Annotated in this window: 19 protein-coding genes and 2 pseudogenes; 10 read left to right on the top strand and 11 right to left on the bottom strand. The window is 69.0% G+C overall.

Annotated elements, in window-relative coordinates; all coding sequences use genetic code 11:
• The first annotated feature begins 50 nt into the window (after positions 1–50).
• Complete coding sequence (metG, locus tag ABZ396_RS06735) at positions 51–1,766, top strand: methionine--tRNA ligase (RefSeq protein WP_358921730.1); 1,716 nt, start codon at positions 51–53, stop codon at positions 1,764–1,766.
• A 70-nt stretch (positions 1,767–1,836) separates the two neighbouring features.
• Here metG and ABZ396_RS06730 read toward each other — a convergent pair whose 3' ends face one another.
• A complete protein-coding gene (locus ABZ396_RS06730; protein WP_358921728.1) occupies positions 1,837–2,184 on the bottom strand; it encodes a DoxX family protein in 348 nt (115 codons plus the stop codon).
• 283 nt (positions 2,185–2,467) lie between these two features.
• Between ABZ396_RS06730 and ABZ396_RS06725 the strand changes: the two genes are divergently transcribed.
• Together ABZ396_RS06725 and ABZ396_RS06720 are read left to right on the top strand one after the other, a co-directional pair.
• Positions 2,468–2,953: a hypothetical protein gene (locus ABZ396_RS06725; RefSeq protein ID WP_358921726.1), complete on the top strand. Its 486-nt coding sequence runs from the start codon at positions 2,468–2,470 to the stop codon at positions 2,951–2,953.
• A gap of 9 nt (positions 2,954–2,962) precedes the next feature.
• Positions 2,963–5,653, top strand: coding sequence for an ATP-binding protein (locus tag ABZ396_RS06720; RefSeq protein WP_358921724.1), 2,691 nt, complete (start codon positions 2,963–2,965; stop codon positions 5,651–5,653).
• A 96-nt stretch (positions 5,654–5,749) separates the two neighbouring features.
• Here ABZ396_RS06720 and ABZ396_RS06715 read toward each other — a convergent pair.
• A pseudogene (locus ABZ396_RS06715) lies at positions 5,750–5,881 on the bottom strand (DUF397 domain-containing protein); the annotation flags it as partial.
• 150 nt (positions 5,882–6,031) lie between these two features.
• Positions 6,032–6,268 (bottom strand): annotated as a pseudogene (locus ABZ396_RS06710) (pectate lyase); the annotation flags it as partial.
• 172 nt (positions 6,269–6,440) lie between these two features.
• On the opposite strand from ABZ396_RS06710, the gene ABZ396_RS06705 reads away from it, so the two are divergent.
• The gene (locus ABZ396_RS06705) at positions 6,441–6,914 is read left to right on the top strand and encodes a hypothetical protein (protein ID WP_358921722.1); all 474 of its coding nucleotides are present in this window, start codon (positions 6,441–6,443) and stop codon (positions 6,912–6,914) included.
• Positions 6,915–7,019: 105 nt separating this feature from the next.
• Here the strand turns inward: ABZ396_RS06705 and aspS are convergent, their stop codons facing one another.
• On the bottom strand, positions 7,020–8,783 hold the full coding sequence (aspS, locus tag ABZ396_RS06700; protein WP_358921720.1) for an aspartate--tRNA ligase: 1,764 nt from the start codon (positions 8,781–8,783) through the stop codon (positions 7,020–7,022).
• 225 nt (positions 8,784–9,008) lie between these two features.
• On the opposite strand from aspS, the gene ABZ396_RS06695 reads away from it, so the two are divergent.
• Positions 9,009–11,114, top strand: coding sequence for a SpoIIE family protein phosphatase (locus tag ABZ396_RS06695; protein WP_358921719.1), 2,106 nt, complete (start codon positions 9,009–9,011; stop codon positions 11,112–11,114).
• Here ABZ396_RS06695 and ABZ396_RS06690 read toward each other — a convergent pair.
• From ABZ396_RS06690 to ABZ396_RS06675, 4 genes are all read right to left on the bottom strand, one after another.
• Positions 11,111–12,157, bottom strand: coding sequence for an AI-2E family transporter (locus ABZ396_RS06690; RefSeq protein ID WP_358921718.1), 1,047 nt, complete (start codon positions 12,155–12,157; stop codon positions 11,111–11,113). The genes ABZ396_RS06695 and ABZ396_RS06690 overlap by 4 nt on opposite strands.
• Before the next feature lie 111 nt (positions 12,158–12,268).
• A complete protein-coding gene (locus tag ABZ396_RS06685) occupies positions 12,269–13,246 on the bottom strand; it encodes a pirin family protein (protein ID WP_358921716.1) in 978 nt (325 codons plus the stop codon).
• Positions 13,247–13,614: 368 nt separating this feature from the next.
• Positions 13,615–13,827, bottom strand: coding sequence for a hypothetical protein (locus ABZ396_RS06680; RefSeq protein WP_358921714.1), 213 nt, complete (start codon positions 13,825–13,827; stop codon positions 13,615–13,617).
• A 214-nt stretch (positions 13,828–14,041) separates the two neighbouring features.
• Positions 14,042–14,521, bottom strand: coding sequence for an SseB family protein (locus ABZ396_RS06675; protein ID WP_358921712.1), 480 nt, complete (start codon positions 14,519–14,521; stop codon positions 14,042–14,044).
• 177 nt (positions 14,522–14,698) lie between these two features.
• Here ABZ396_RS06675 and ABZ396_RS06670 point away from each other — a divergent pair, with 177 nt between their 5' ends.
• From ABZ396_RS06670 to ABZ396_RS06660, 3 genes are all read left to right on the top strand, one after another.
• Complete coding sequence (locus ABZ396_RS06670; RefSeq protein ID WP_358921710.1) at positions 14,699–16,540, top strand: acyl-CoA dehydrogenase; 1,842 nt, start codon at positions 14,699–14,701, stop codon at positions 16,538–16,540.
• Between the two features lie 74 nt (positions 16,541–16,614).
• A complete protein-coding gene (locus tag ABZ396_RS06665; protein ID WP_358921708.1) occupies positions 16,615–17,913 on the top strand; it encodes a M18 family aminopeptidase in 1,299 nt (432 codons plus the stop codon).
• Between the two features lie 74 nt (positions 17,914–17,987).
• The gene (locus tag ABZ396_RS06660; protein WP_358921706.1) at positions 17,988–18,236 is read left to right on the top strand and encodes a DUF6458 family protein; all 249 of its coding nucleotides are present in this window, start codon (positions 17,988–17,990) and stop codon (positions 18,234–18,236) included.
• An 18-nt stretch (positions 18,237–18,254) separates the two neighbouring features.
• Here the strand turns inward: ABZ396_RS06660 and ABZ396_RS06655 are convergent, their stop codons facing one another.
• Both ABZ396_RS06655 and ABZ396_RS06650 read right to left on the bottom strand, forming a co-directional pair.
• On the bottom strand, positions 18,255–20,090 hold the full coding sequence (locus ABZ396_RS06655; RefSeq protein ID WP_358921704.1) for an NHL domain-containing thioredoxin family protein: 1,836 nt from the start codon (positions 20,088–20,090) through the stop codon (positions 18,255–18,257).
• Positions 20,091–20,156: 66 nt separating this feature from the next.
• On the bottom strand, positions 20,157–20,549 hold the full coding sequence (locus tag ABZ396_RS06650; RefSeq protein ID WP_358921702.1) for a cupin domain-containing protein: 393 nt from the start codon (positions 20,547–20,549) through the stop codon (positions 20,157–20,159).
• Between the two features lie 53 nt (positions 20,550–20,602).
• On the opposite strand from ABZ396_RS06650, the gene ABZ396_RS06645 reads away from it, so the two are divergent.
• The gene (locus ABZ396_RS06645) at positions 20,603–21,601 is read left to right on the top strand and encodes a helix-turn-helix domain-containing protein (RefSeq protein ID WP_358921700.1); all 999 of its coding nucleotides are present in this window, start codon (positions 20,603–20,605) and stop codon (positions 21,599–21,601) included.
• Entirely contained in the window at positions 21,598–22,092 is a 495-nt protein-coding gene (locus tag ABZ396_RS06640; protein WP_358921698.1) for an LURP-one-related family protein, read from the top strand. Before ABZ396_RS06645 ends, ABZ396_RS06640 begins: the two co-directional genes overlap by 4 nt.
• 84 nt (positions 22,093–22,176) lie before the next feature.
• Here ABZ396_RS06640 and ABZ396_RS06635 read toward each other — a convergent pair whose 3' ends face one another.
• Entirely contained in the window at positions 22,177–22,971 is a 795-nt protein-coding gene (locus ABZ396_RS06635) for a carbon-nitrogen family hydrolase (RefSeq protein ID WP_358921696.1), read from the bottom strand.
• Between the last annotated feature and the right edge of the window lie 135 nt (positions 22,972–23,106).

Raw genomic sequence — 23,106 nt, 5'->3', positions numbered from 1 at the left:
TTTCAAGGTTCGCAAAAGCAGCAACACATCCGACCTGGGAGCAGCCCCCGATGGCTCGACACCTCATCACCAGCGCCCTTCCGTACATCAACGGGATCAAGCACCTGGGCAACATGGTGGGGTCCATGCTCCCGGCGGACGTGTACTCCCGGTACCTCCGCCAGCGCGGCCACGACGTCCTCTACATCTGCGCGACGGACGAGCACGGCACCCCCGCCGAGCTCGCCGCCAAGGAGCAGGGCGTCCCTGTGGACGAATTCTGCGCCCAGGCCCACGACGCCCAGAAGGCGGTCTACGACGGCTTCGCACTCGCGTTCGACTACTTCGGCCGGAGTTCCTCCCCCGAGAACCGCGAGATCACCCAGCACTTCGCCCGCAAGCTCAATGAGAACGGCTTCATCGAGGAGCGGTCCATCCGCCAGGTGTACTCGCCGGTCGACGGCCGCTTCCTCCCTGACCGCTATGTCGAGGGCACCTGCCCGCACTGCGGCTACGACAAGGCCCGCGGCGACCAGTGCGAGAACTGCACCCGCGTGCTGGACCCGACCGACCTGATCAACCCGCGCTCGGCGATCTCCGGCTCCACGGACCTGGAGATCCGCGAGACCAAGCACCTCTTCCTCCTCCAGTCCAAGCTGGAGAACGAGGTCCGCGAGTGGGTCGCGAAGCACGACAAGGACTGGCCGCAGCTGGCCTCCTCCATCGCCCACAAGTGGCTGACCGAGGGCCTGCACGACCGTGCGATCACCCGTGACCTGGACTGGGGCGTCCCGGTCCCGGCCGACACCTGGCCGGAGCTGGCGGCGGAGGGCAAGGTCTTCTACGTCTGGTTCGACGCCCCGATCGAGTACATCGGCGCCACAAAGGAGTGGGCGGACCAGGACCCGGAGAACCGCGACTGGAAGTCCTGGTGGTACGAGGTCGACAACAACGTCCGCTACACGGAGTTCATGGCGAAGGACAACGTCCCCTTCCACACGGTGATGTTCCCGGCCACGGAACTCGGCGTGCGCGAGCCGTGGAAGAAGGTCGACTACGTCAAGGCCTTCAACTGGCTGACGTACTACGGCGGCAAGTTCTCGACCTCGCAGAAGCGAGGCGTCTTCACGGACCAGGCCCTGGCGATCCTGCCCGCCGACTACTGGCGCTACTTCCTGATCGCCAACGCCCCCGAGTCGGACGACTCCTCCTTCACGTGGGAGCACTTCACGGCCACGGTGAACAAGGACCTGGCCGACACCCTCGGCAACTTCGTCAACCGCGTCCTGTCCTTCTCGAAGAAGCGCTTCGGCGAGGAGGTCCCGGCAGGCGGCGAGCCCGGCGAGGCGGAGGCAAAGCTGGGCGAGGAGATCTCGACCCTCCTGTCCGAGTACGAGTCGCACATGGAGACCCTCCAGTTCCGCAAGGCCGCCGCGGCCCTGCGCGCCCTGTGGTCGGCCGGCAACTCCTACCTGGAGGAGAAGGCCCCCTGGCTGGAGATCAAGACCGACAAGGACGGCGCGGCCCTGACCCTGCGCACGGCGATGAACCTGATCCACCTCTACGCGGTGGTCTCGGAACCCTTCATCCCGGCGACGGCGAAGACCATGCGCGAGGCGTTCACGCTGACCGACGACACGGCCACCTGGGTCACCCCCGAAGAGGCCCGCACCCTCACCACGGTCCCCTCCGGCACCCCCTTCACGGTCCCCCCGGTCCTCTTCGCCAAGCTCACGGACGAGGACCTGGAGACGTACAAGGAGCGCTTCGGCGGCACGGAGGCCTGACAGCCATACCACCGCCGCACGCCCTCGGCCCCCTGACTCCGCTCGACGGAGCCAAGGGGCCGTTCGCGTGTCAGCTCATAAGGCCGAGCACCAGTGCTCCGGCCACCGGAGCGGCGTAGACCAGCGGGAACGCGATATGGGAGTACCACTCCGCCCGGGCCACGGCGATCACGGCCCCAGTGAAGTAGAGCAGCAGTCCCACCGCCGCCAGCACCCCGACGACCGGCACGAACAGCCCGGCCAGCAGGCCCACGGCGCCGGCGGCCCTGGCCAGTCCGAACGGGGTCCACCAGGCGCGCGGCACCCGGTAGTCGGTGAGCGCCTTGACGATCCACTCGGCACGCGGCAGCAGGACCGTGCCGGAGAAACCGGCCAGCAGGGCCGCGAGGACGGTGACGACGTCATGAGCGATGCGCATAAGAGGCTCCGATCAGGGCGACGAAAACATGCGGGACCCAGCCGTCTGTCGAAGCAGCGATTCGCCATGCGCTGGAACTCGCCGGCCGTCCGGTACGACAGCCGCAGGGGTCGCCGACGGAGTCGTTTTGAACTGGGGCTCACGGAAGGTGGTCTCCGCGCGGGAGTCGTGATCCACGACATATGGCCGTACGGCACCCTGGCCCTGTCCCACGAGTGTCGGCGAAACTGAAGCCGGGCAGCCGCGAGTTGCCTATGCTGCTGAATCGGACAGGTGGGGGGCGATGGCGGCACCGGGGGAGACCAGGCCGGAAACGGCCTCGGTCCGTAATGAGTTCGCGCTGGAGCGGTACCGCTACATCCTCCAGCAGATCCACGCGGTGAACGAGAACGCGTACCGCTTCCTCGCCCTCTACCAGACGCTCGCGACAGCACTCGTCAGCGCGGCCCTCGCCCTCTTCGTCGGCTACCGAAAGTGGGATCTGGCACCGGCCACCGCGAGAGGCGGAGTCATCGGGTTACTCGCCCTCGTCACGGTGGTTGCCGCGTTCACCAGCATCCTGATCGTGGTAGGAGCGATGAACTGGCTCGACTACCGCAACGAAGAGTGCGACATCACCGACGAGGTCGTAGGCCCAGGATTCCGAAAGCGCCCCCGGCCGGGCAACTTCTTGCGCTGGTACGAGACATATGTGCTGCTCTTCATCATCTTCTCGGTGATCACGATGTGGCTGATCGCCGCGTTCTTCCTCCTGCCGGCAATGAGGTGATCGTCCCCGGTGTCCGAGCACGACTACACCAGCACGTCTCTGTGGCAGAGCACCCTTGCCGCACGCTCGGGTGACGACCCCCATACCGAACAGCGCGAGCGGCTGCGCGCGTCGTATCTCGAACTGAGGGCGAAAGCAGCCGTGCTCCTCCAGGAGAACACGCGCAGCATGCCGGATTTCACGGTGCACGACATCACTCACGTGGACGCCCTGTGGGAAACGGCCGATCTCGTGTGTGGAGAGGCCGTGACGCTGAATCCCGCGGAGGCGTATGTGCTGGGCTGTGCCTTCGTACTCCACGACGCCGCCATGGGCGAGGCCGCATACGAGACCGGCGTGCCCGCGGCCCTGGGAGAGGAGCGATGGCGCGATCTACTGTCGGTGGCCTATTACCGTCAGGAAGGATGCTGGCCGAATCAGGATCAGCTCGACGTGCCACCTGCCGAGATCGCCGACGCCTGCCGCGCCACCGCGATCCGCGAATCACACGCTGAGCAGGCACGTCGCCTGGTGGACCAGGCCTGGCGGTCCAGCGCGGGCAACGAGATCTACCTCATCGACGATGTCCGATTGCGCGAGGCGTACGGCCCGCTGATCGGCACTCTGGCGGCCAGCCACTGGTGGCCGGTGGACCGGCTCGCCGACGAGTTCCGCCGCAGGTTGAACTCGTGGCCGTGGCAGTCACGCGACTGGACCATCGATCCACTCAAGCTGGCCTGCATCCTGCGGCTGGCCGACGCGGCCCAGATCGACGGCCGTCGCGCTCCGACACTGCTGTTCGCGCTCCGCAATCCGCAGGGGACCTCCCGCGAGCACTGGCGTTTTCAGACCTACGTCGGCCGCCCAGACCTGAACGGTGACCGCGTCACGTACACCTCACAGCGGCCCTTTCTTCCGGAGGACGCATCCTCCTGGTGGCTGGCCCTCGATTATCTGCGCGGGGTCGACCAAGAGTTGAAAGCGGTCGACGCCCTTCTCCACGACCTCGGCAGGGACCGGCTCGCAGCCCGCGCCGTCGCCGGAGTCGACTCCCCGGAGCGCTTCGCCGAGCACTTCCGTGTCCAGGACTGGCGCCCCATCGACGCGACCATCAAGGTCTCCGATGTCCCCGCCCTGGTCAGGAGTCTGGGCGGAGAACAGTTGTACGGTAACGAACCCGAAGTGGCGTTGCGTGAACTGGTTCAGAACGCCCAGGACGCCGTCGTTGCCCGCCAGGCGCTACAACCGGACTTCCCCGACGGGCGGATCGAAGTCCGCCTGACAGAGACCGACGGCTCCTGGTGCCTGGAAGTCCGTGACAACGGAGTGGGCATGGACGAGGAGACACTCATCCACGGACTGCTCGACTTCGGCAACAGTGGTTGGAGTTCCCCCGGCCTCCGCAATCGACTCCCCGGACTGGCTAGTGGCGGTTTCAAACCCAGTGGCCGGTTTGGCATCGGCTTCTTCTCGGTTTTCCTGCTCGGCGACCAGGTCGAACTGATCACCCGTCGCTACGACTACTCGGTCCAGGACGCCCGACGTCTCACGTTCGATGGCCCTTCGCGCCGTCCGCTGCTGACGCCCATGCCCATGCCCGGCTGGGTGCCAGAAGGTACGACAGTTCGCGTCACTCTCAAGAAGAGTCCGAACGACGTACAGGGCCTCGTATACAACACGGAGGACGATCGGCTCAGCCAGCTGATCCAGCGCCTGGTCCTGGAGAACTCGGTGCCCATCCACACCTGGGAACCAGCCTCGGTCGCGGGTGACACCCTCGCCCCATTCTCCTTGGCCACCGCGTCGCCGGAGCAGGTCTTCGACCGTCTCTATCCTGCCGTCTCCGATACCTGGAACATCGGAGAGGAGAAGCAGCGCCTGGAGATGCGCGACGAGTTCGCCGCACGGGCCACCGAACTGCTGGATGAAGCAGGAACCCGCATCGGGCTTGCCACGCTCTGGAACGGCGCGTACTACCGAGGTGGTCACCGATACTGGGGAATCGTGACGATCAGTGGTTTCCTGGCCGACCGGTCAGTAAATTTCGTCGGATACCTCGCCGGGCGGCCCAGCCGTGCCTCACGGGACCGAGCCGACCTGGTCGCAAACCAGGAACAGGTACGGCAGTGGATACGGACCCAGGAACAACAATTACGCGACACGGAGCAGTTCGGGGAACCCCTCCAGCTGGAACTGGCAGGCACTCTGTACCGAGCGTTCAGCACGCTCCCTGACGATGTGGCCTTCGCTCTCACATCACAGGGCGCGATGCGCCCGTCCGGCATCGCCGAGTGGGCCGCGCAGCGTGACCAGATCTTCCTGACTGTCGGAACCCCCCTGGCCTGGAACACCAGACCGCCAGGGGTCTACCACTATCTTTCCTGGCAGCGGATAGAGCTCCCTGACGACTGGATACTCATCTGCGAGAAATACCCAGGCTCACCCCTGTCCGAGGTCTTCCCATACACGGAAAACCGCGACGCCGCCTACGAGTCCGCGCGCAACGACACGACCTTGACTTGGCAGAAGAGATGGTGGCGCATTTCCGGTGATCTCGACGGGTACTTCCTGCGCTCCCTGTGCGAGGCCTGGTCGTGCACCCTTGAGTCTCTGCTGGCGCCCATCGAGCAGCGCAACTGGTCGGACACCCTCCTCTTGGACGACGCGAGCCTCGGCCCCGTGTGGGGCTTCCTGCTTCGGCGCAACGGACGGCTGCTGTGACGTATTACGTCACCACACCCGTCTCTGTTACGTCGTTCTGAGCGGTACGACAACGCCCGCACGACAATCAGGCGCGGAACTAGTGCAGTTGAGGGGTCAGCTCTGCGCCGTGTACGCCACATAGTCCGCCCAGGCATCTAGCGCCAGCGCGAGGCGTGGGCTGGCGTCCCGGTGCTTGGAGTCGCGGACGTGGATGATGGCGGGGGCTATCGCGATCTCGACGCAGGACTCGCCGTCGGTGCCGCCGCCGCCCCCGTTCGGGCCCCGGCGTCACCGCGCGGCGTTGTAGGCGCGACCAGTCCGTCGTCGTGCCGTTGACGAGGTTGCCGCTTCCCGCGACGGAGCCGGTGCCGTCGCCGCTCAGCAACTTGGAGACCTGAACGCCTTCAGGTACGCCGACAGCGAGTACCCGGTGCCGGCCGCGTAGTCGGCGCAGGTCAGCTTCTTGCCCGAGTCGTCGGTGTTGGCGTCGATGGTGCCCTTGACCTTGATGACGCGCGGGGTGGTGTCCGAGACGGACCCGAGGGCCTTCACCAACTGGGCGCGGGTGGAGACGGTGAACGTGTGCGCGGAGTCGGCCCTCGCGCCACCGGTCGTACCGGAACCGGAGGATGCCACGGGGGAGTCCTTACGTGCTTACTGGACGGACGACTACTTCGGATGAGCCCGGCGAAAACGGGCTTCCGGTTCCTCTGTGGTTGTTGAGAGCGAAAAGGTTGCCGGGAGTTTTTCCGCACTCACCCGACCCCACCTGCGCATGCCCACGACACATCCGTATGGTTTCGCCATGACCCCTGAGCTCATCCCGATCGCCTACGAGCCGCACGGCCGTACTGAGGCGATCGGCCGCTATTCCGACGGACAGTTCCTGGCGTCGGTCACGTACGCGTTCCCCGAGGGGTTCCGGCTCGACGAGGGCTGGGAGGAGGAGAAGCGGCTCTACTCCGTGCTCCATCTCTTCGACGCCGAGGGCCGCTACCGCGACTCGCAGATTTGGTGCGCCGGCAGCTGGGCCGAGCAGCAGCGGGACCCGGACGGCACGGACTCGGTGCTGTCCCGGGCCCGTGCCCGGCTGGCGACCATGCTGCGCAGCCTGCCCCGGCGCACGTACACGGACATAGCGATCCGCCCGTTCCGGCTCACCGTCGACGGCGTGCTGTTCGGCCTGGTGGCCAAGGAGGACGAGGACGGCCCGTGGGCCGAGCTGTACCCGGACCGCCTGGGCTTCGGCGAGCCGTGGGACGGCCGGTACGACACCTGACGTACCGGCCGCCCATGAGGATCAGCCGGCTGGAAAACGGCCCCCTTGCGCACTCCCGCGCGCAAGGGGGCTGGAAATCGACGCCGGCCTTCCCAGGCCGGCTCGCTACTTCGGCTGCGGCTTCCGGATGGAGAGGTGCAGCTCGCGCAGCCGGGCCTCGTCCAGTTCGGTCGGCGCGCCCATCATCAGGTCCTGGGCGTTGCCGTTGAGCGGGAAGGCGATGGTCTCGCGGATGTTGGGCTCGTCGGCGAGGAGCATCACGATGCGGTCCACGCCCGGGGCGATGCCACCGTGCGGCGGGGCGCCGAAGCGGAGGGCGCGCAGCATGCCGGCGAACTCACGCTCGACGGTTTCCTCGTCGTAGCCCGCGATACCGAACGCCTTGAGCATGATGTCCGGCTCGTGGTTCCGGATCGCGCCGGAGGACAGTTCGACGCCGTTGCAGACGATGTCGTACTGCCAGGCCAGGATGTCCAGCGGGTCCTGGGTCTCCAGGGCCTCCATGCCGCCCTGGGGCATCGAGAACGGGTTGTGCGAGAAGTCGATCTTGCCGGTCTCCTCGTCCTTCTCGAACATCGGGAAGTCGACGATCCAGCAGAACCGGAAGACGTCCTCCTCGAAGTGCCCGGCACGACGGGCGGCTTCCACCCGCACCGCGCCCATGATCTTGGAGACCTCGTCGAACTCGCCCGCGCCGAAGAAGACGGCGTGCCCGGGGGCCAGCTGGAGCCGCTTGGTCAGCTCGGCGACGTTCTCCTCGGTGAGGAACTTGGCGATCGGGCCGGAGAGCGAGCCGTCCTCGCCGACGCGCACCCAGGCCAGGCCCTTGGCGCCGAGGGAGACGGCGTAGTCACCGAGTTGGTCGAAGAACTTGCGGGGCTGGTCCTGGACCGCCGGCACAGGCAGCGCACGGACGTGCTTGCCGGCGAAGGCCTTGAACTCCGAGCCCTCGAAGATGTCGGTGATGTCGGCCAGCTCCAGCTGGGCGCGCAGGTCCGGCTTGTCGGAGCCGTACTTCAGCATCGCCTCGCGGAACGGGATCCGCGGGAACGGCGAGGTGACCTCACGGCCGCCGCCGAACTCCGTGAACAGCTCGGTCATCAGCTGCTCGATGGGGCGGAAGACGTCCTCCTGCTCGACAAAGCTCATCTCGACGTCGAGCTGGTAGAACTCGCCCGGCGAGCGGTCGGCGCGGGCGTCCTCGTCGCGGAAGCAGGGCGCGATCTGGAAGTAGCGGTCGAAGCCGGAGATCATCAGCAGCTGCTTGAACTGCTGCGGGGCCTGCGGCAGGGCGTAGAACTTGCCCGGGTTCAGGCGCGAGGGCACCACGAAGTCACGGGCGCCCTCGGGGGAGGTCGCGGTGAGGATCGGGGTGGCCATCTCGTTGAAACCGAGGGCGACCATCTTGTGGCGGATGGCCGAGATCACGGCCGTACGCAGCATGATGTTGCGGTGCATGCGCTCGCGGCGCAGGTCCAGGAAGCGGTACTCCAGGCGCCGCTCCTCGTTGACCCCGTCCTCGGTGTTGATCGTGAACGGCAGCGGGGCGGCCGCGCCGAGCAGCTCGACCTCGCCGACCTCGACCTCGACCTCGCCGGTGGGCAGGTCGGGGTTGATGTTCTCGGTTCCACGTGAAACAACGCGGCCGTCGACCCGGACCGTGGACTCCTTGGAGAACTTGTCCAGGGCCTCGTACGCCGGGGTGCCGGGGCGAGCGACGAGCTGCGTGATGCCGTAGTGGTCGCGCAGATCGATGAAGAGGATGCCACCCAGGTCGCGCCGATTGTGCAGCCAGCCGCTCAGCCGGACGTCGGTGCCGACGTCAGAGGCGCGGAGCTGGCCGCAGGTGTGGGACCTGTACCGATGCATCGTCGGATGTTCCTCTTCTTCGGGTTCTGCCGAGGTGCTCTCCTCGGCGGGCACGGGCCATGGTGCCCGGACCCATCAAGGGTACCGGGCACCCCAAGATCGCCTCCCCACCATTAATGGCGGGCGAAGGTGAGTGCTGACCGCGGACAGTGTCGATGGTCTCAGTCCCACCAATCCCTTCCGGAACAGTGGCACTCTTCGATCTCATCTTCTTAAAGTGGGGCAATGCGAACAGGCGAGCCCCTGCCCGCCGTGGAGGACGTCCTAGCCGCCCTCGCGACCGGGCTGTGGCACTGGGACACCGCCACCGGGCTGGTCACCACCGACGCGGAGGCCGCGCGGCTCATCGGGCTGCCGGCCGAGCCGTCGATCCTGTCGGAGGCCCTGGTCCGGTCCCGTTTCCACCCCGTGGACTGGAACGAGAACACGAGCATCACCCGGCTGGCCGCCATCGAGGGCACGCTCGCCGAGGTACGGCTGCGGGTCATGGACGAGCGGGGCCGGCTGATCCGCACGGTACGCAGCCGTTTCAGACCGGTGTACGACTCGGAGAAGCGCGTCTACCGGGTGACGGGCACCCTCCAGGAGGTCACCGAGCCGTCCCCCGGCACCGCCGCCCAGCATCCGGTCACCGGCGACTGGCGGCGCTCGCGTGAGGCGTTCCTGCTGGACGCGGGCCGGGCGCTGGCCGAAGCGCGGTCCACCGAGGAGGTGCTGCGGGTCGCGGGGGGCCTGTCGATGCCCGGGTTCTCCCCGGACGGGCTGATCGTCTTCGGGGCCAAGGGCGACCGGCTGGTGATGATCGGCCACCACGGCCAGCAGATCGACGAGGACAGCCTCTTCACCAGCATGCCGCTGGACACCGACTATCCGGCGGCGGAGGTGGTGCGGGCCGGCCGGGCCGTCTATCTCTCCTCCCCCGAGCAGTACAAGTCCCGCTACCCGGTGACCTGGCCACTGGCCGAGCGCTTCGGCCGCCGGTCCTGGGCCTTCCTGCCGCTGACGGTGGCCGGGCGGACCATGGGCGCCTGGATGGCCGGCTTCGCCTACCCGGTGTCGTTCACGCCCGACGAGCGGTCCGTGCTCACCACGGTGGCCCGGATGCTGGCGCAGGCCCTGTCCCGGGCCGGGATCGCCGACTCGGAGCGGGAACTGACGGACGGCCTCCAGCGCTCCATGCTGCCGACGCTCGGCCCCGAGATACCCGGCATGGACGCGGCCGCCCGCTACATCCCGACCGGCGGCGGACTCCAGGTGGGCGGCGACTGGTACGACATGATCCCGCTGCCGTCCGGCCGGTTCGCCCTGGTCATCGGTGACGTCCAGGGCCATGACGTACGGGCCGCGGGCATCATGGGCCAGCTCCGGATCGCGCTGCGTGCCTACGCCTCCGAGGGCCACCGCCCGGACGCGGTCCTCTCCCGCGCCTCCCGTTTCCTGCACGGGATCACCGCCGACGAGGAGATCTCCGACCTGCGCTTCGCGACCTGCCTGTACGTCGAGGCGGATCCGATGACCGGGATGCTGGAGATCGCCCGCGCGGGGCATCTCGACCCGGCGACCCGGATGGCCGACGGCACGGTGCTGCGGCGGCCGACGGCGGGCGGGCTGCCACTCGGCATCGACCCCGACGCGGACTATCCGACCTCGCGGTTCGTCCTCGAACCCGGCGAGATCATGATGATCTGCACCGACGGCCTGATCGAGACCGGTGGCCACGACATCGAGACCGGCTGGCAGCGGGTCCGGGGGATCCTGGAGGACCACGAAGGCGACCTGGAGAAGCTGGCCGACGCCCTGGTCCAGGCCGTGCAGGGTCCCTCCTCGCACCACACCACCGGCCCGCTGTCCGACCGTCGCGAGGACGACATCGCGGTCCTGCTGCTGTCCCGGCCGGGCGCCGGGCGCGGCGACGGTCCCATAGCCGTACGGCCCCGGGTACGCCGCACGCTGCTGTCGGTGGCCCAGGACGAGCCCGAGCGGATCGCCGAGGCCCGTCAGCAGCTGCGCGAGCTGCTGCACGACTGGGGCTCGCCCGACCAGGTCGACTCGGCGGTGCTGCTGGTCTCCGAGATGCTCACGAACGTCCTGGTGCACACCGACGCGGATGCCCTGCTGCTCGCCGAGGTCTCCGGCCGGCCCGCCGAGCGCCGTCTGCGCGTCGAGGTCACCGACGCCGGCGACGACCTCCCGCACAAGCGCCGCCCCGGCGAACTGGCCTCCTCCGGCCGCGGCCTGGTCCTGATCGAAGTCCTGGCGGACGCGTGGGGCGTCGACCCGCGCGGGGCGGCCAAGAGCATCTGGTTCGAGCTGTACGAGAGCGAGGGCTAGCGAGGGCTGGGGGGCGCGGTCGCGTACCTGGCCCTGAGCTCGTGTACGACCCCGAAGGCGGCCGCGGTGAGCGGTACGGCGAGCAGCATGCCCAGGATTCCGGCGACGGAGGCCCCCGCGGTGATGGCCAGCATCACCACCGCCGGGTGCATCTGCACGGTCCGGCTCTGGATCATGGGCTGCAGCACATGCCCCTCCAGCACCTGGACGGCGAGCACGACGCCGAGCGCCCACAACGCGATGACGAAACCCCGGTCGGCGAGGGCGACCAGTACGGCGACGGCACCGGAGATGAAGGCGCCCAGGTAGGGGATGTAGGCGCCGACGAAGACGAGCGCGCCGAGTCCGACGGCGCCCGGCACCCGGAGGACCAGCAGGCCGACGGTGATACAGACGGCGTCGATGAACGCGATGACGGTGGTCCCGCGCATGAATCCCTCGATGCCCTCGAAGGCACGACGGGCCATGCCCTCCAGCAGATCGGCGCTGCCGCCGGGCGCCACGGCCCGGATGGACTCCACGACGAGATGCGAGTCACGGAGGAAGAAGAAGACGAGCAGCAGGGCGAGGACGGCCATGCCGATGCTCTCGCCGACCACGCTCACGCCGCTGATGACGTTGGAGGCGGCCGTCCCGCCGAACTTGCTCAGCAGTTCCTTGGCGTTGGCGGCCAGGTCGTCGAGCGAGGTCCCGGCGGCCCCGAAGTGCTGGGCGAGCGACTGCGCCGCGTTCTTCAGTGACGTGATGATCTGGCCGCCGGTGTCGATGAGCGCGGCCACGACGATATAGACGGCCCCGCCGACGACGGCGACCACGGCGACGCAGGTGAGCCCGGCGGCGAGGGACCGCTGCACTCCGGACGCGACGAGCCGCCGGTACAGCGGCCCGAGCAGGGCGGTGCCGAGGAGGGCGAGGAGTACCGGGATCACCGCGGTGCGGAGCTCCGAGCAGAGCCGGATGCCGATCCAGCCGACGCCCGCGGCCAGCAGCAGCACGGCACACCAGGCGGCGAACCGGCGCACGGGCTCGGGCAACAGCGACACGGCACCAGCCGATCACGCGGAGCCGGTGGGTGCCTGCCGTACACGACCGGGTGGGTGAGCCGGATCCCGGCTCACCCACCCGCTTGGTCGACGAGAAGTCGACGAGGACCGTTACGCCTGCGGGCCGGTCTCCGTCATCCCGTGTACCGCCGGGATCGTGCCCAGGCGGCCCTTCTGGAAGTCCTCGAAGGCTTGCATCAGCTCGTCCTTGGTGTTCATGACGAACGGGCCGTAATGGGCCATCGGCTCCCGGATCGGCCGGCCGCCCAGCAGCACGACCTCCAGGTCCGGCGTGTGCGAGTCCTGCTTCTCGTCCGCGCGGACGGTCAGCGACGAACCCGCGCCGAAGACGGCCGTCTGGCCCAGGTGGACCGGGCGGCGCTCCGCGCCCACCGACCCCTTGCCGGCCAGCACGTACGCCAGACCGTTGAAGTCCTCGCGCCAGGGAAGCGTGAGTTCGGCGCCGGGGGCCAGCGTCGCGTGGACCATTGTGATCGGCGTGTGCGTGATGCCGGGACCGGCGTGACCGTCCAGCTCACCGGCGATGACGCGCAGCAGCGCGCCGCCGTCGGGAGTCGTCAGCAGCTGGACGTTGCCACCCCTGATGTCCTGGTACCGCGGCGCCATCATCTTGTCCTTGGCCGGCAGGTTCACCCACAGCTGCAGGCCGTGGAAGAGACCGCCGGACATGACCAGGGACTCCGGCGGCGCCTCGATGTGGAGCAGACCGGAGCCGGCCGTCATCCACTGGGTGTCACCGTTGGTGATGGTGCCACCGCCGCCGTTGCTGTCCTGGTGGTCGAAGACGCCGTCGATGATGTAGGTGACGGTCTCGAAGCCACGGTGCGGGTGCCACGGCGTGCCCTTGGGCTCGCCCGGCGCGTACTCCACCTCACCCATCTGGTCCATCATGATGAACGGGTCGAGATGGCGGTAGTTGATCCCCGCGAACGCCCGGCGCACCGGGAAGCCCTCGCCCTCGAAACCGCTCGGCGCGGTCGTGACGGCGAGCACGGGACGGGCCACGGCGTCGGCCGGCGCGGCCACCCGGGGGAGGGTCAGCGGATTCTCGACGGTCACTGCAGGCATGGTCGGTACCTCCTTGGTACGCCCACTTTAGTTGAGCGTTGAACTTTCTGTCACCCCTAACAGGGAAAGCCCGGAGGACATTCCCTCCGGGCCCCGTCATCCCCTGATCGGTGGATCAGTTACTGAAGTAGATGTACTTCCACGCCCCGTACGTCGTGGAGTTCACGGTGTCGCCGGACGAGCCGTTGACGTACACCGAACGCATCCGCCCCGGATGCCGGACTCGCCGGGGGCGCTGAACTGCACGGCCGACCTGCCGTTCGTGGCCGCGCCCAGCGCCAGGATCGCGTGACCGGACGCCTGGGCCGCGTACGGGGTGGCACCGTCGTCCGACAGCGCCAGGCCACTGACGTCACCGAAGCCGACGTTCAGGTCGACGAGGGTGCCGTTGCAGTCGGTGGCCAGGACCGGCCGTTGGCCTCGTCGGCGACGAAGACACGCTTCACTGCGCCGTCGGCGACGAGACCGACGGGCGTGGTGAGGACGGCGGGGGCTGCCGAGGCGGTCCCCGCCGCCACGACACTCAGCGCCGCCGAGCCGAAGAGAACCACGAGCGCCGTCCCGACCGAAGTGCTGCGCATACGCACAGTGATTGAACCCCCAGTGAGAACCCGGGTTCGCCGGGTGGATGAGAGCGCCGCGCGGCACCCGCACACGACCGCGGAAGAGCGGTTGCGCGTGGGGCGCGGCTGCCGGGCAGCCTATGGCATGGCCGCGACAAAGGGGGACCGGGTCTTCCCGGGGGCGGTGGCCCGCCGTGCGGGGGAGGCCGTCATGCCAAGGGAGAGGCGACGTCTAGCCGTACATCCGCCGCATCGCGAAGTCCACCATCTGCTCGACCGCCTTCGCGTCGAAGACCATCCGGTGCTCGCCCTCCATGTCCAGGACGAAGCCGTAGCCGGTCGGGAGGAGGTCGATCACCTCCGCGCCCGTGATCACGAAGTACTTGGACTCCTTGCCCGCGTACCGGCGCAGTTCCTTCAGCGAGGTGAACATCGGGATCACCGGCTGCTGGGTGTTGTGCAGGGCGAGGAAACCGGGGTTGTCGCCGCGCGGGCAGTACACCTTGGACGTGGCGAAGACCTGCTGGAAGTCCTCGGCGGTCAGCTGACCCGTGGTGAAGGCGCGCACCGCGTCCGCGAGCGAGGGCGGGGACGGCTCCGGATAGAGCGGAGGCTGCTGGCCGTACCCGCCGGGGCCGCCGGGCGTCTGCTGCGGCGAGGCGTACTGCTGCTGAGCGGCGCCACCGTCCGTGGGCTGGCCGTATCCGTACATGCACGCAAGCCTACCGAGGCGCGCCGCCTCCGCGAGAAGGTAGACCCTTCTCACACTTCACCCGATGGGGGTTGTGTCTTATTACCGACGGGTAGCATCATCGTAGCTACTCGTTGGTATATGAACGCTTGCGCGAGGAGTCAGTGCCTCGCCGAATCCGGATACGGAGCCGTCACCATGGGGCACTACAAGTCCAACCTCCGCGACATCGAATTCAACCTGTTCGAAGTGCTCGGTCGCGACAAGCTGTACGGCACCGGCCCGTTCGCCGAGATGGACACCGACACCGCGAAGAGCGTCCTGGCGGAGCTGACCCGGCTCGCGGAGAACGAGCTGGCCGAGTCCTTCGCCGACGCCGACCGCAACCCGCCGGTCTTCGACCCGGAGACCAGCACCGCGCCGGTCCCGGCGTCCTTCAAGAAGAGCTACAAGGCCTTCATGGACTCCGAGTACTGGCGCCTCGGCCTCCCCGAGGAGATCGGTGGTACGACCGCTCCCCCGTCGCTGATCTGGTCGTACGCGGAGCTGGTCCTCGGCGCCAACCCGGCCGTGTGGATGTACTCCTCCGGCCCGGCGTTCGCCCGCATCCTCTTCGAGGAGGGCACCGAGGAGCAGAAGAAGTGGGCGCAGCTCGCCGTGGACAGGACCTGGGGTTCGACCATGGTCCTCACCGAGCCGGACGCCGGCTCGGACGTCGGCGCCGGCCGGACCAAGGCGATCCAGCAGGAGGACGGCTCCTGGCACATCGAGGGCGTGAAGCGGTTCATCACCTCCGGTGAGCACGACATGGAGGAGAACATCCTTCACTACGTGCTGGCCCGGCCCGAGGGCGCCGGTCCGGGTACGAAGGGGCTGTCGCTGTTCCTCGTCCCCAAGTACCTCTTCGACTTCGAGACCGGCGAGCTGGGCGAGCGCAACGGCGTCTACGCCACGAACGTCGAGCACAAGATGGGCCTCAAGGCCTCCAACACCTGCGAGATGACCTTCGGCGACCGGCACCCGGCCAAGGGCTGGCTGATCGGCGACAAGCACGATGGCATCCGCCAGATGTTCCGGATCATCGAGTTCGCGCGCATGATGGTCGGCACGAAGGCGATCTCCACGCTCTCCACCGGCTACCTCAACGCCCTTGAGTACGCCAAGGAGCGCGTCCAGGGCCCCGACCTCGCGAACTTCATGGACAAGAGCGCGCCCAAGGTCACCATCACCCACCACCCCGACGTCCGCCGCTCGCTGATCACCCAGAAGGCGTACGCCGAGGGCATGCGCGCGCTGGTGCTCTACACCGCCTCCATCCAGGACGCCATCGCCGTCAAGGAGACAACCGGCGAGGACGCCTCCACCGAGCACGCGCTGAACGACCTGCTGCTGCCGATCGTGAAGGGCTACGGCTCGGAGAAGGGCTACGAGCAGCTCGCCCAGTCGCTGCAGACCTTCGGCGGCTCCGGCTTCCTGCAGGAGTACCCGATCGAGCAGTACATCCGCGACGCCAAGATCGACACCCTCTACGAGGGCACCACCGCGATCCAGGGCCAGGACTTCTTCTTCCGGAAGATCGTCCGCAACCAGGGCGCGGCGCTGAACTCCCTCGCCGAGGACATCAAGAAGTTCCTGGCGCTCGGCACGGGCGGCGAGGAACTGGCCGGCGCCCGCGAGCACCTCGCCAAGGCGGCCGTCGAGCTGGAGGCGATCGTCGGCCTGATGCTGACCGACCTCGCCGCCACCGAACAGGACGTCAAGAACATCTACAAGGTGGGCCTGAACACCACCCGCCTGCTGCTCGCCTCCGGCGACGTGATCGTCGGCTACCTGCTGCTCAAGGGCGCCGCGGTCGCCGCGGAGAAGCTGGAGACGGCGTCCGCCAAGGCTCTGTCGTCCAAGGACGTGGCCTTCTACACCGGCAAGATCGCGGCGGCGAAGTTCTTCGCGGCCAACGTGCTCCCGAGCGTCACCCTGGCCCGCAAGGTCGCGGCCGACGTCGACCTCGACCTGATGGAGCTCGACGAAGCCGCGTTCTGATCGGCCCGGATCGCCCACGGTGGCCCGCTCCCTCGCCGGGGAGCGGGCCACCGTACGTCGTTAAGGTGAAGAGCATGAGCGCACCAGCCCGCTTCGATCGCGGCCACACCGACGACCTGATGTCCTTCCTCGCGGCCGGTCCCACGCCGTACCACGCCGTCGCGAACGCCGGCGAGCGGCTGGAAAAGGCCGGTTTCCGGCAGGTCGCCGAGACGGACGCCTGGGACGGGACGGCGGGCGGCAAGTACGTGCTGCGCGGCGGCGCGATCATCGCCTGGTACGTCCCGGAGGGCGCCGCACCCCACACGCCGTTCCGGATCGTCGGCGCGCACACCGACTCCCCGAACCTGCGGGTGAAGCCCCTCCCGGACACCGGGGCGCACGGCTTCCGCCAGGTCGCCGTGGAGGTCTACGGCGGACCGCTCATGAACTCCTGGCTCGACCGGGACCTGGGCCTGGCCGGCCGTCTCAGCCTGCATGACGGCTCGACCCGCCTGGTCGACGTGTGCCGGCCGCTGCTGCGGGTCCCCCAGCTCGCCATCCACCTGGACCGCGCGGTGAGCAGCGACGGGCTCAAGCTGGACAAGCAGCGCCATCTGCAGCCGATCTGGGGACTCGGCGACGACATCCGCGACGGCGACCTGATCGCCTTCCTGGAGCAGGAGTCGGGCCTGCCCCCCGGCTCGGTGACCGGCTGGGACCTGATGACCTACGCCATCGAACCGCCGGCCTACCTGGGCCGCGACCGGGAGATGCTGGCCGGCCCCCGGATGGACAACCTGCTGTCCGTGCACGCCGGTACGGCGGCCCTCGCGGCCGTGGCGGCGGGCGGCCCCCGGCTCCCCTGCATCCCGGTGCTCGCCGCCTTCGACCACGAGGAGACCGGCTCCCAGTCCGACACCGGCGCGGACGGCCCACTGCTCGGCAACGTGCTGGAGCGCTCGGTGCTCGCGCGCGGCGGATCCTACGAGGACCGGGCGAGAGCCTTCGCGGCCACCGTCTGTCTCTCCTCCGACACCGGCCACGCCGTCCACCCCAACTACGCGGAGCGCCACGACCCGACACACCACCCCCGCCTCAACGGCGGCCCGATCCTCAAGGTCAACGTCAACAACCGCTATGCGACGGACGGTTCGGGCCGCTCCGTCTTCGCCGCCGCCTGTGACAAGGCCGGGATCCCCTTCCAGACCTTCGTCTCCAACAACTCCATGCCCTGCGGCACCACGATCGGTCCGATCACCGCGGCCCGCCACGGCATCCAGACCGTCGACATCGGCGCGGCGATCCTGTCCATGCACAGCGCCCGCGAACTGTGCGGCGCCGACGACCCGTTCCTCCTCGCGAACGCACTGACGGCTTTCCTGGAAGGCTAGTTGCACATGTCTCGCCCGCCCCGGGGTACCCGACGTGGACCGAAACCACCGAACCTGAAGGGGAGGCAACACTCATGGGGCTCGGCGGGTGCATCATCCTCATCGCCGTGGGGGCCATCCTCACGTTCGCGACCGACTGGCACATGCAGGGCGTCAACCTCGACGTCGTCGGCCTGATCCTGATGGCCGTCGGAATCATCGGGGTCGCCACGTTCACCAACATCGCCCGCCGCCGGCGGGTCATGGTGCCGCCCACGACGGTCGTCGAGGAGGAACGGCACCATCACCACCGTGACGGATACGGCGACGGGTACGGCGTGTGACGGCCCAGACGACACCCCCTAGGCGTCCTGGTCCATTCCGGCCAGCACCAGCGGCAGGCGGTTCACTCCTCCTTCTGTGACCCTTACCGGGACTCCCCAGTCCTGCTGGTGGACATGGCAGGCCGGGTACTCGTTCGCAGGGTCGTCGTCGCAGGAAGCGGCCATCGCCGAGATGTGCAGGACGCCTTCCGGCACTGCCGGGTCAAGGTCCAGCTCTCTCGTCAGGTCGGTGTCCGCGCCCTCGCCTTTGAGCAGCAGCTCCGGCGGGGTCGAGGACACCAGGAGCCGCGTCGACGGACCGTAGCGCGTGTCCAGTTTCTGACCCGCGGGCGCCTGGAAGATCACGTCCAGGCGGAGGCGGCCGGGGGCCACCTCGGTCGCCGCCCGCTGGGTGCGATGCGCAACCGACTCCACCCGGACCGCCTCCTCGGGCAGCCGCAGCCGGGTCAGGCGGTGGCGGGCCGACTCGACCACCACGATGTCGTCGCCGGCCAGCACCGCGTCGCTCGGCTCTCTCAGATCCGTGGCCAGCGTGGTGACCTGGCCGGTCGCCGGGTCGTAGCGGCGCAGCGCGTGGTTGTAGGTGTCGGACACGGCGACCGAACCGTCAGGGAGCGCCGTCACGCCCAACGGGTGCTGGAACAGGGCCTGTTCGGCCGCGCCGTCCCGGTGGCCGAAGTCGAAGAGGCCGGTGCCGACCGCCGTGTGGACACGACCCTCCAGGTCGACCCAGCGCAGGGCGCTGGTCTCGGAGTCGGCGAGCCAGAGCCGGTCGGCGGTGGCGGCGAGGCCGGACGGCTGCGCGAACCAGGCCTCGGCCGCCGGACCGTCCACCAGCCCCTCATTGGTGGTGCCGGCGGCGACCGAGACCGTCTCGCGCTCCGGGTCGTAGACCCACAGCTGGTGCACACCCGCCATGGCGATCCACACCCTGCCGCCGAAGACCGCCACATCCCAGGGGGAGGACAGGTCGATCTCCCGGGCCGGGCCCGAGGTCGGGGAGCCCTGCCACCACTGCCGGCCGGTGCCGGCGAGGGTGCTCACCTCGCCGGTGGCCAGGTCGAAGCGGCGCAGGGCGTGATTCACGGTGTCGGCGACGACCGCCGAGCCGTCGTCGAGGAGCGCCAGGCCCTGCGGCTCGCTGAAGGAGGCCTCGGCCGCCGGACCGTCGGCGAAGCCGCGCGCACCCGACCCGACCCGCCGTACGACCGTCTCCGCGTCCTCGGCCAGCTCCACCAGCTGGTGCCGGGTGGTGTCGCTGACCAGGAAGTTCCCGGAGGGCAGCAGCAGCGCCTTGCCGGGGAAGCGCAGCGCGGTCGGCTCGGGCTCCGGCGGCACATACGGGCCGTCGCCGCGCCGCAGGGTGCCCTTCGCCTGGTGCTCCGCCTCCAGCTCCTCGACCAGCCGCGCGATCGCGTGCGCGTGACCCTCGCCGGCGTGCTGGGCGACGACGTACCCCTCGGGGTCGATCACCACCAGGGTCGGCCAGGCCCGCACCGCGTACTGCTTCCAGGTGGCGAGCTCCGGGTCGTCGAGCACCGGGTGCTCCACGCCGTACCGCTCCACGGCATCGACGACCGCCTGATGCTCCGCCTCGTGGACGAACTTCGGCGAGTGCACTCCGATGATCACCACCGTGTCCCGGTGCCGCTCCTCCAACTCCCGCAGCTCGTCCAGGACATGCAGGCAGTTCACACAACAAAATGTCCAAAAATCAACAATTACGATGCGTCCGCGCAGCTCAGCAAGGCTGAGCTTCCTGTCACCTGTGTTGATCCAGCCGCCCCTGCCGATCAGCTCGGGGGCGCGGACACGGGCACGGCGCGGGGTGGGGGCCGGGGATGTCTCGCTCATGGATCAAGGGTGCCACTTGTCGGCGGGAGGGCGATCACGCCTGTGGATAACTCGCGTCCGCGCTGGTCAGGCGAGGGTGTGGCCCGTCGTCGCGTCCACGTGGCACGGGATCTGGTCGTGGCGGTCGCCGACCGTGGAGGTGCCGGTCGGTTCGAAGAGGAGGATCGAGGCTCCGGCGGGGGCGGCCGGCTTGTGCTCGGTGCCGCGGCGGACGGTGAAGACCGAGCCCCGGGGCAGGACGACCGTGCGCTCGCCGGCCGGCTCCCGCAGGGCGATGTGCAGCTCGCCCTCCAGGACCAGGAAGAACTCGTCGGTGTGATCATGGACGTGCCAGAGGTGCTCGCCCTCGACCTTGGCGACACGGACGTCGTAGTCGTTGACGGCGGTCACGATCCGGGGGCTCCACAGGTCCTCGAAGGAGCCGAGGGCGTGGGCGAGGGAGATGGGTTCGCTGCTCATGGCGCTCATCCTGGGCGCTCGCCAGGCGGTCGCGTGAGTGCTAGAAATCGCATATGGCGCAAGGATCCTCGCAGTCGCCTCATCGGGTGGCCGTGATCGTCGACGCGGGCACCAATCCGTTCGAGGTCGGTGTCGCCACCGAGCTGTTCGGGCTGCCGCGGCCCGAACTGGGGCTGTCCGTGCCGCCGTACGAGGTGACGCTGTGCGCGCCCACGCGCGAGGTGCGCATGAACCACGGGTTCTTCACCCTGAGCGGAGTGGCCGGGCTGTCGGCGGTGGACGAGGCGGACACCCTCGTCGTTCCGGGGCGCCCGGACAATGTCGTACCGCGTGGTGCGGACGTCCTCGACGCCATCCGGCGCGCGCACGCGCGCGGGGGGCGGGTCGTGAGTTTCTGCACCGGGACCTTCGCTCTCGCCGAGGCCGGGCTGCTGGACGGGCGGCCGGCCACCACGCACTGGCGCTGGGCCGACGCCTTCCGGCACCTGCATCCCCGGGTGCTGCTCCGGCCGGACGTGCTCTTCGTCGACGACGGCGACCTGCTCACCGCCTCCGGCAGCGCGGCCGCACTCGACCTGGGGCTGCACATCTGGCGGCAGGACCACGGCGCCGAGATCGCCAACGCGGTCTCCCGGCGGCTGGTGTTCGCCTCGCACCGGGACGGCGGGCAACGGCAGTTCGTGGAGCGACCGGTGCCCGAGGTGCCGGACGAGTCGCTCGGCCCGCTGCTGGCCTGGGCGCAGGAGCGGCTGGGCGAGCAGTTGACCGTGGCGGACCTGGCCGCGCGGGCGGCCGTCTCCCCCGCCACCCTGCACCGCCGGTTCCGCGCCCAGCTGGGCACCACCCCGCTGGCCTGGCTGACCGGGGAACGCGTGGCCCTCGCCTGCCGGCTGATCGAACGCGGGGAGGAACGCCTGGACGTGGTGGCGGCGCGCAGTGGCCTGGGCACCGCGGCCAACCTGCGGGCGCGGCTGCGGCGCGAGACCGGGCTCAGTCCGTCGGACTACCGGCGGCGTTTCGGGCCGGTGGGCCGGGAAGGGGTACAGGCATGAGATTCCTGGTACGCGACCGGCTCCTCGGCTTCGGCGAGGACTACTGGATCGAGGACGAGCACGGCGACAAGGTCTTCCTCGTCGACGGCAAGGCCATGCGGGTGCGCGACACGTTCGAGCTGAAGGACCGGCACGGGCGCGTGCTCGTCGACTTCCACCAGAAGATGTTCGCCCTGCGCGACACGATGGTGATCGAACGCGAGGGCGAGCCCCTGGCCACCATCAGGCGCAAGCGGCTCTCCTTGCTGCGCAACCACTATCGCGTGCACCTGGTCGACGGCACCGAACTGGACGTCAGCGGCAAGATCCTCGACCGGGAGTTCGCCGTGGAGTACGACGGCGAACTGCTGGCCGTGGTGTCCCGGCGCTGGCTGCACGTCCGGGAGACCTACGGCGTGGACGTCGTACGGGACGACGCGGACCCGGCGCTGCTGATCGCGGTGGCGGTGTGCGTGATCCACCTCGCGGACAAGGACCGCGAGGAGGATTAGCGGGGGTTCAGGGGTGATTGGCGAGGGATGGGGGGACGCTTGGCGGGGGGGTAAAGGGAGGCTTGGCGAGGGATTGGCGCAGGATCAACGGCGCGGCGGGTCGAGACCCAGCACGCGGTCCTTGAGCGCCGGGAACTGTTCGCGGGTGACGGCGACCTTGGCCGGGTCGATGTCCACGGTGAGGATCTCCTCGTCGGCGCCCGCCTCGGCCAGCACCTCGCCCCATGGATCGACCACGATCGAGTGACCCGCCTGTGGAACTTTGGCATGCGTGCCGGCCGTTCCACACGCGAGCACGAACGCCTGGTTCTCGACCGCCCGCGCCTGGGCCAGCAGCGTCCAGTGCGCGCGTCGCCGCTCCGGCCAGCCCGCCGGGACCACCATCGTCTCGGCGCCGGCGTCCACGAGTGCGCGGAAGAGTTCGGGGAAGCGGAGGTCGTAGCAGGTGGCCACGCCCAGCGTGGTCTGCGGGAGCCGTACGGTCACCGGTTCCTGCCCGGCGCCCATCAGCACCGCCTCGCCCTTGTCGAAGCCGAAGCGGTGGATCTTGCGATAGGCCGCGGCCAGCTCACCGGAGGGGGAGAAGATGAGAGCCGTGTTGTAGAGAGGGCCGTCCGGGTCCCGCTCGGGGATGGAACCGGCGTGCAGCCAGACGCCCGCGTCGCTCGCCGCCTTCGCCATCGCCTCGTACGTCGGGCCTTCGAGCGGCTCGGCCTCGGTGGCGAAGTCCTCGTAGGCGAACGCACCGGTCGTCCACAGCTCGGGCAGTACGACGAGATCGGCGCCCGCCTGCTCGCGCACCAGTGCGGTCACGCGTCGCCGACGAGATTCGACCGATTCACCCTCGTTTACGTCGATCTGGATGAGCGAGGCGCGCACACTACCACCGTCCTGGCATTCGAGCCGTCCACAGGGCCTACGATCGTCACACGAAAGCACTGCCGGGGTGCCTCACAGCAGCGTAACTTAGCGTTTCAAGACACCCGCCCGACAGCAGCCACGTCCCGCTGGCAG

Source organism: Streptomyces sp. NPDC005866 (genome assembly GCF_040629895.1).
Taxonomy (GTDB): Bacteria; Actinomycetota; Actinomycetes; order Streptomycetales; family Streptomycetaceae; genus Streptomyces.
Note: the sequence above shows the minus strand (reverse complement) of the source record. Positions and strands in the feature narration are given on the sequence as shown.

What these genes read in the sequence shown, in the direction of transcription:
- metG (WP_358921730.1), top strand. Translation starts at nt 51, where the DNA reads ATGGCTCGACACCTCATCACCAGCGCCCTTCCGTACATCAACGGGATC.
- ABZ396_RS06730 (WP_358921728.1), bottom strand. Translation starts at nt 2,184, where the DNA reads ATGCGCATCGCTCATGACGTCGTCACCGTCCTCGCGGCCCTGCTGGCC.
- ABZ396_RS06725 (WP_358921726.1), top strand. Translation starts at nt 2,468, where the DNA reads ATGGCGGCACCGGGGGAGACCAGGCCGGAAACGGCCTCGGTCCGTAAT.
- ABZ396_RS06705 (WP_358921722.1), top strand. Translation starts at nt 6,441, where the DNA reads ATGACCCCTGAGCTCATCCCGATCGCCTACGAGCCGCACGGCCGTACT.
- aspS (WP_358921720.1), bottom strand. Translation starts at nt 8,783, where the DNA reads ATGCATCGGTACAGGTCCCACACCTGCGGCCAGCTCCGCGCCTCTGAC.
- ABZ396_RS06695 (WP_358921719.1), top strand. Translation starts at nt 9,009, where the DNA reads ATGCGAACAGGCGAGCCCCTGCCCGCCGTGGAGGACGTCCTAGCCGCC.
- ABZ396_RS06685 (WP_358921716.1), bottom strand. Translation starts at nt 13,246, where the DNA reads ATGCCTGCAGTGACCGTCGAGAATCCGCTGACCCTCCCCCGGGTGGCC.
- ABZ396_RS06680 (WP_358921714.1), bottom strand. Translation starts at nt 13,827, where the DNA reads ATGCGCAGCACTTCGGTCGGGACGGCGCTCGTGGTTCTCTTCGGCTCG.
- ABZ396_RS06675 (WP_358921712.1), bottom strand. Translation starts at nt 14,521, where the DNA reads ATGTACGGATACGGCCAGCCCACGGACGGTGGCGCCGCTCAGCAGCAG.
- ABZ396_RS06670 (WP_358921710.1), top strand. Translation starts at nt 14,699, where the DNA reads ATGGGGCACTACAAGTCCAACCTCCGCGACATCGAATTCAACCTGTTC.
- ABZ396_RS06665 (WP_358921708.1), top strand. Translation starts at nt 16,615, where the DNA reads ATGAGCGCACCAGCCCGCTTCGATCGCGGCCACACCGACGACCTGATG.
- ABZ396_RS06660 (WP_358921706.1), top strand. Translation starts at nt 17,988, where the DNA reads ATGGGGCTCGGCGGGTGCATCATCCTCATCGCCGTGGGGGCCATCCTC.
- ABZ396_RS06655 (WP_358921704.1), bottom strand. Translation starts at nt 20,090, where the DNA reads ATGAGCGAGACATCCCCGGCCCCCACCCCGCGCCGTGCCCGTGTCCGC.
- ABZ396_RS06650 (WP_358921702.1), bottom strand. Translation starts at nt 20,549, where the DNA reads ATGAGCAGCGAACCCATCTCCCTCGCCCACGCCCTCGGCTCCTTCGAG.
- ABZ396_RS06645 (WP_358921700.1), top strand. Translation starts at nt 20,603, where the DNA reads ATGGCGCAAGGATCCTCGCAGTCGCCTCATCGGGTGGCCGTGATCGTC.
- ABZ396_RS06640 (WP_358921698.1), top strand. Translation starts at nt 21,598, where the DNA reads ATGAGATTCCTGGTACGCGACCGGCTCCTCGGCTTCGGCGAGGACTAC.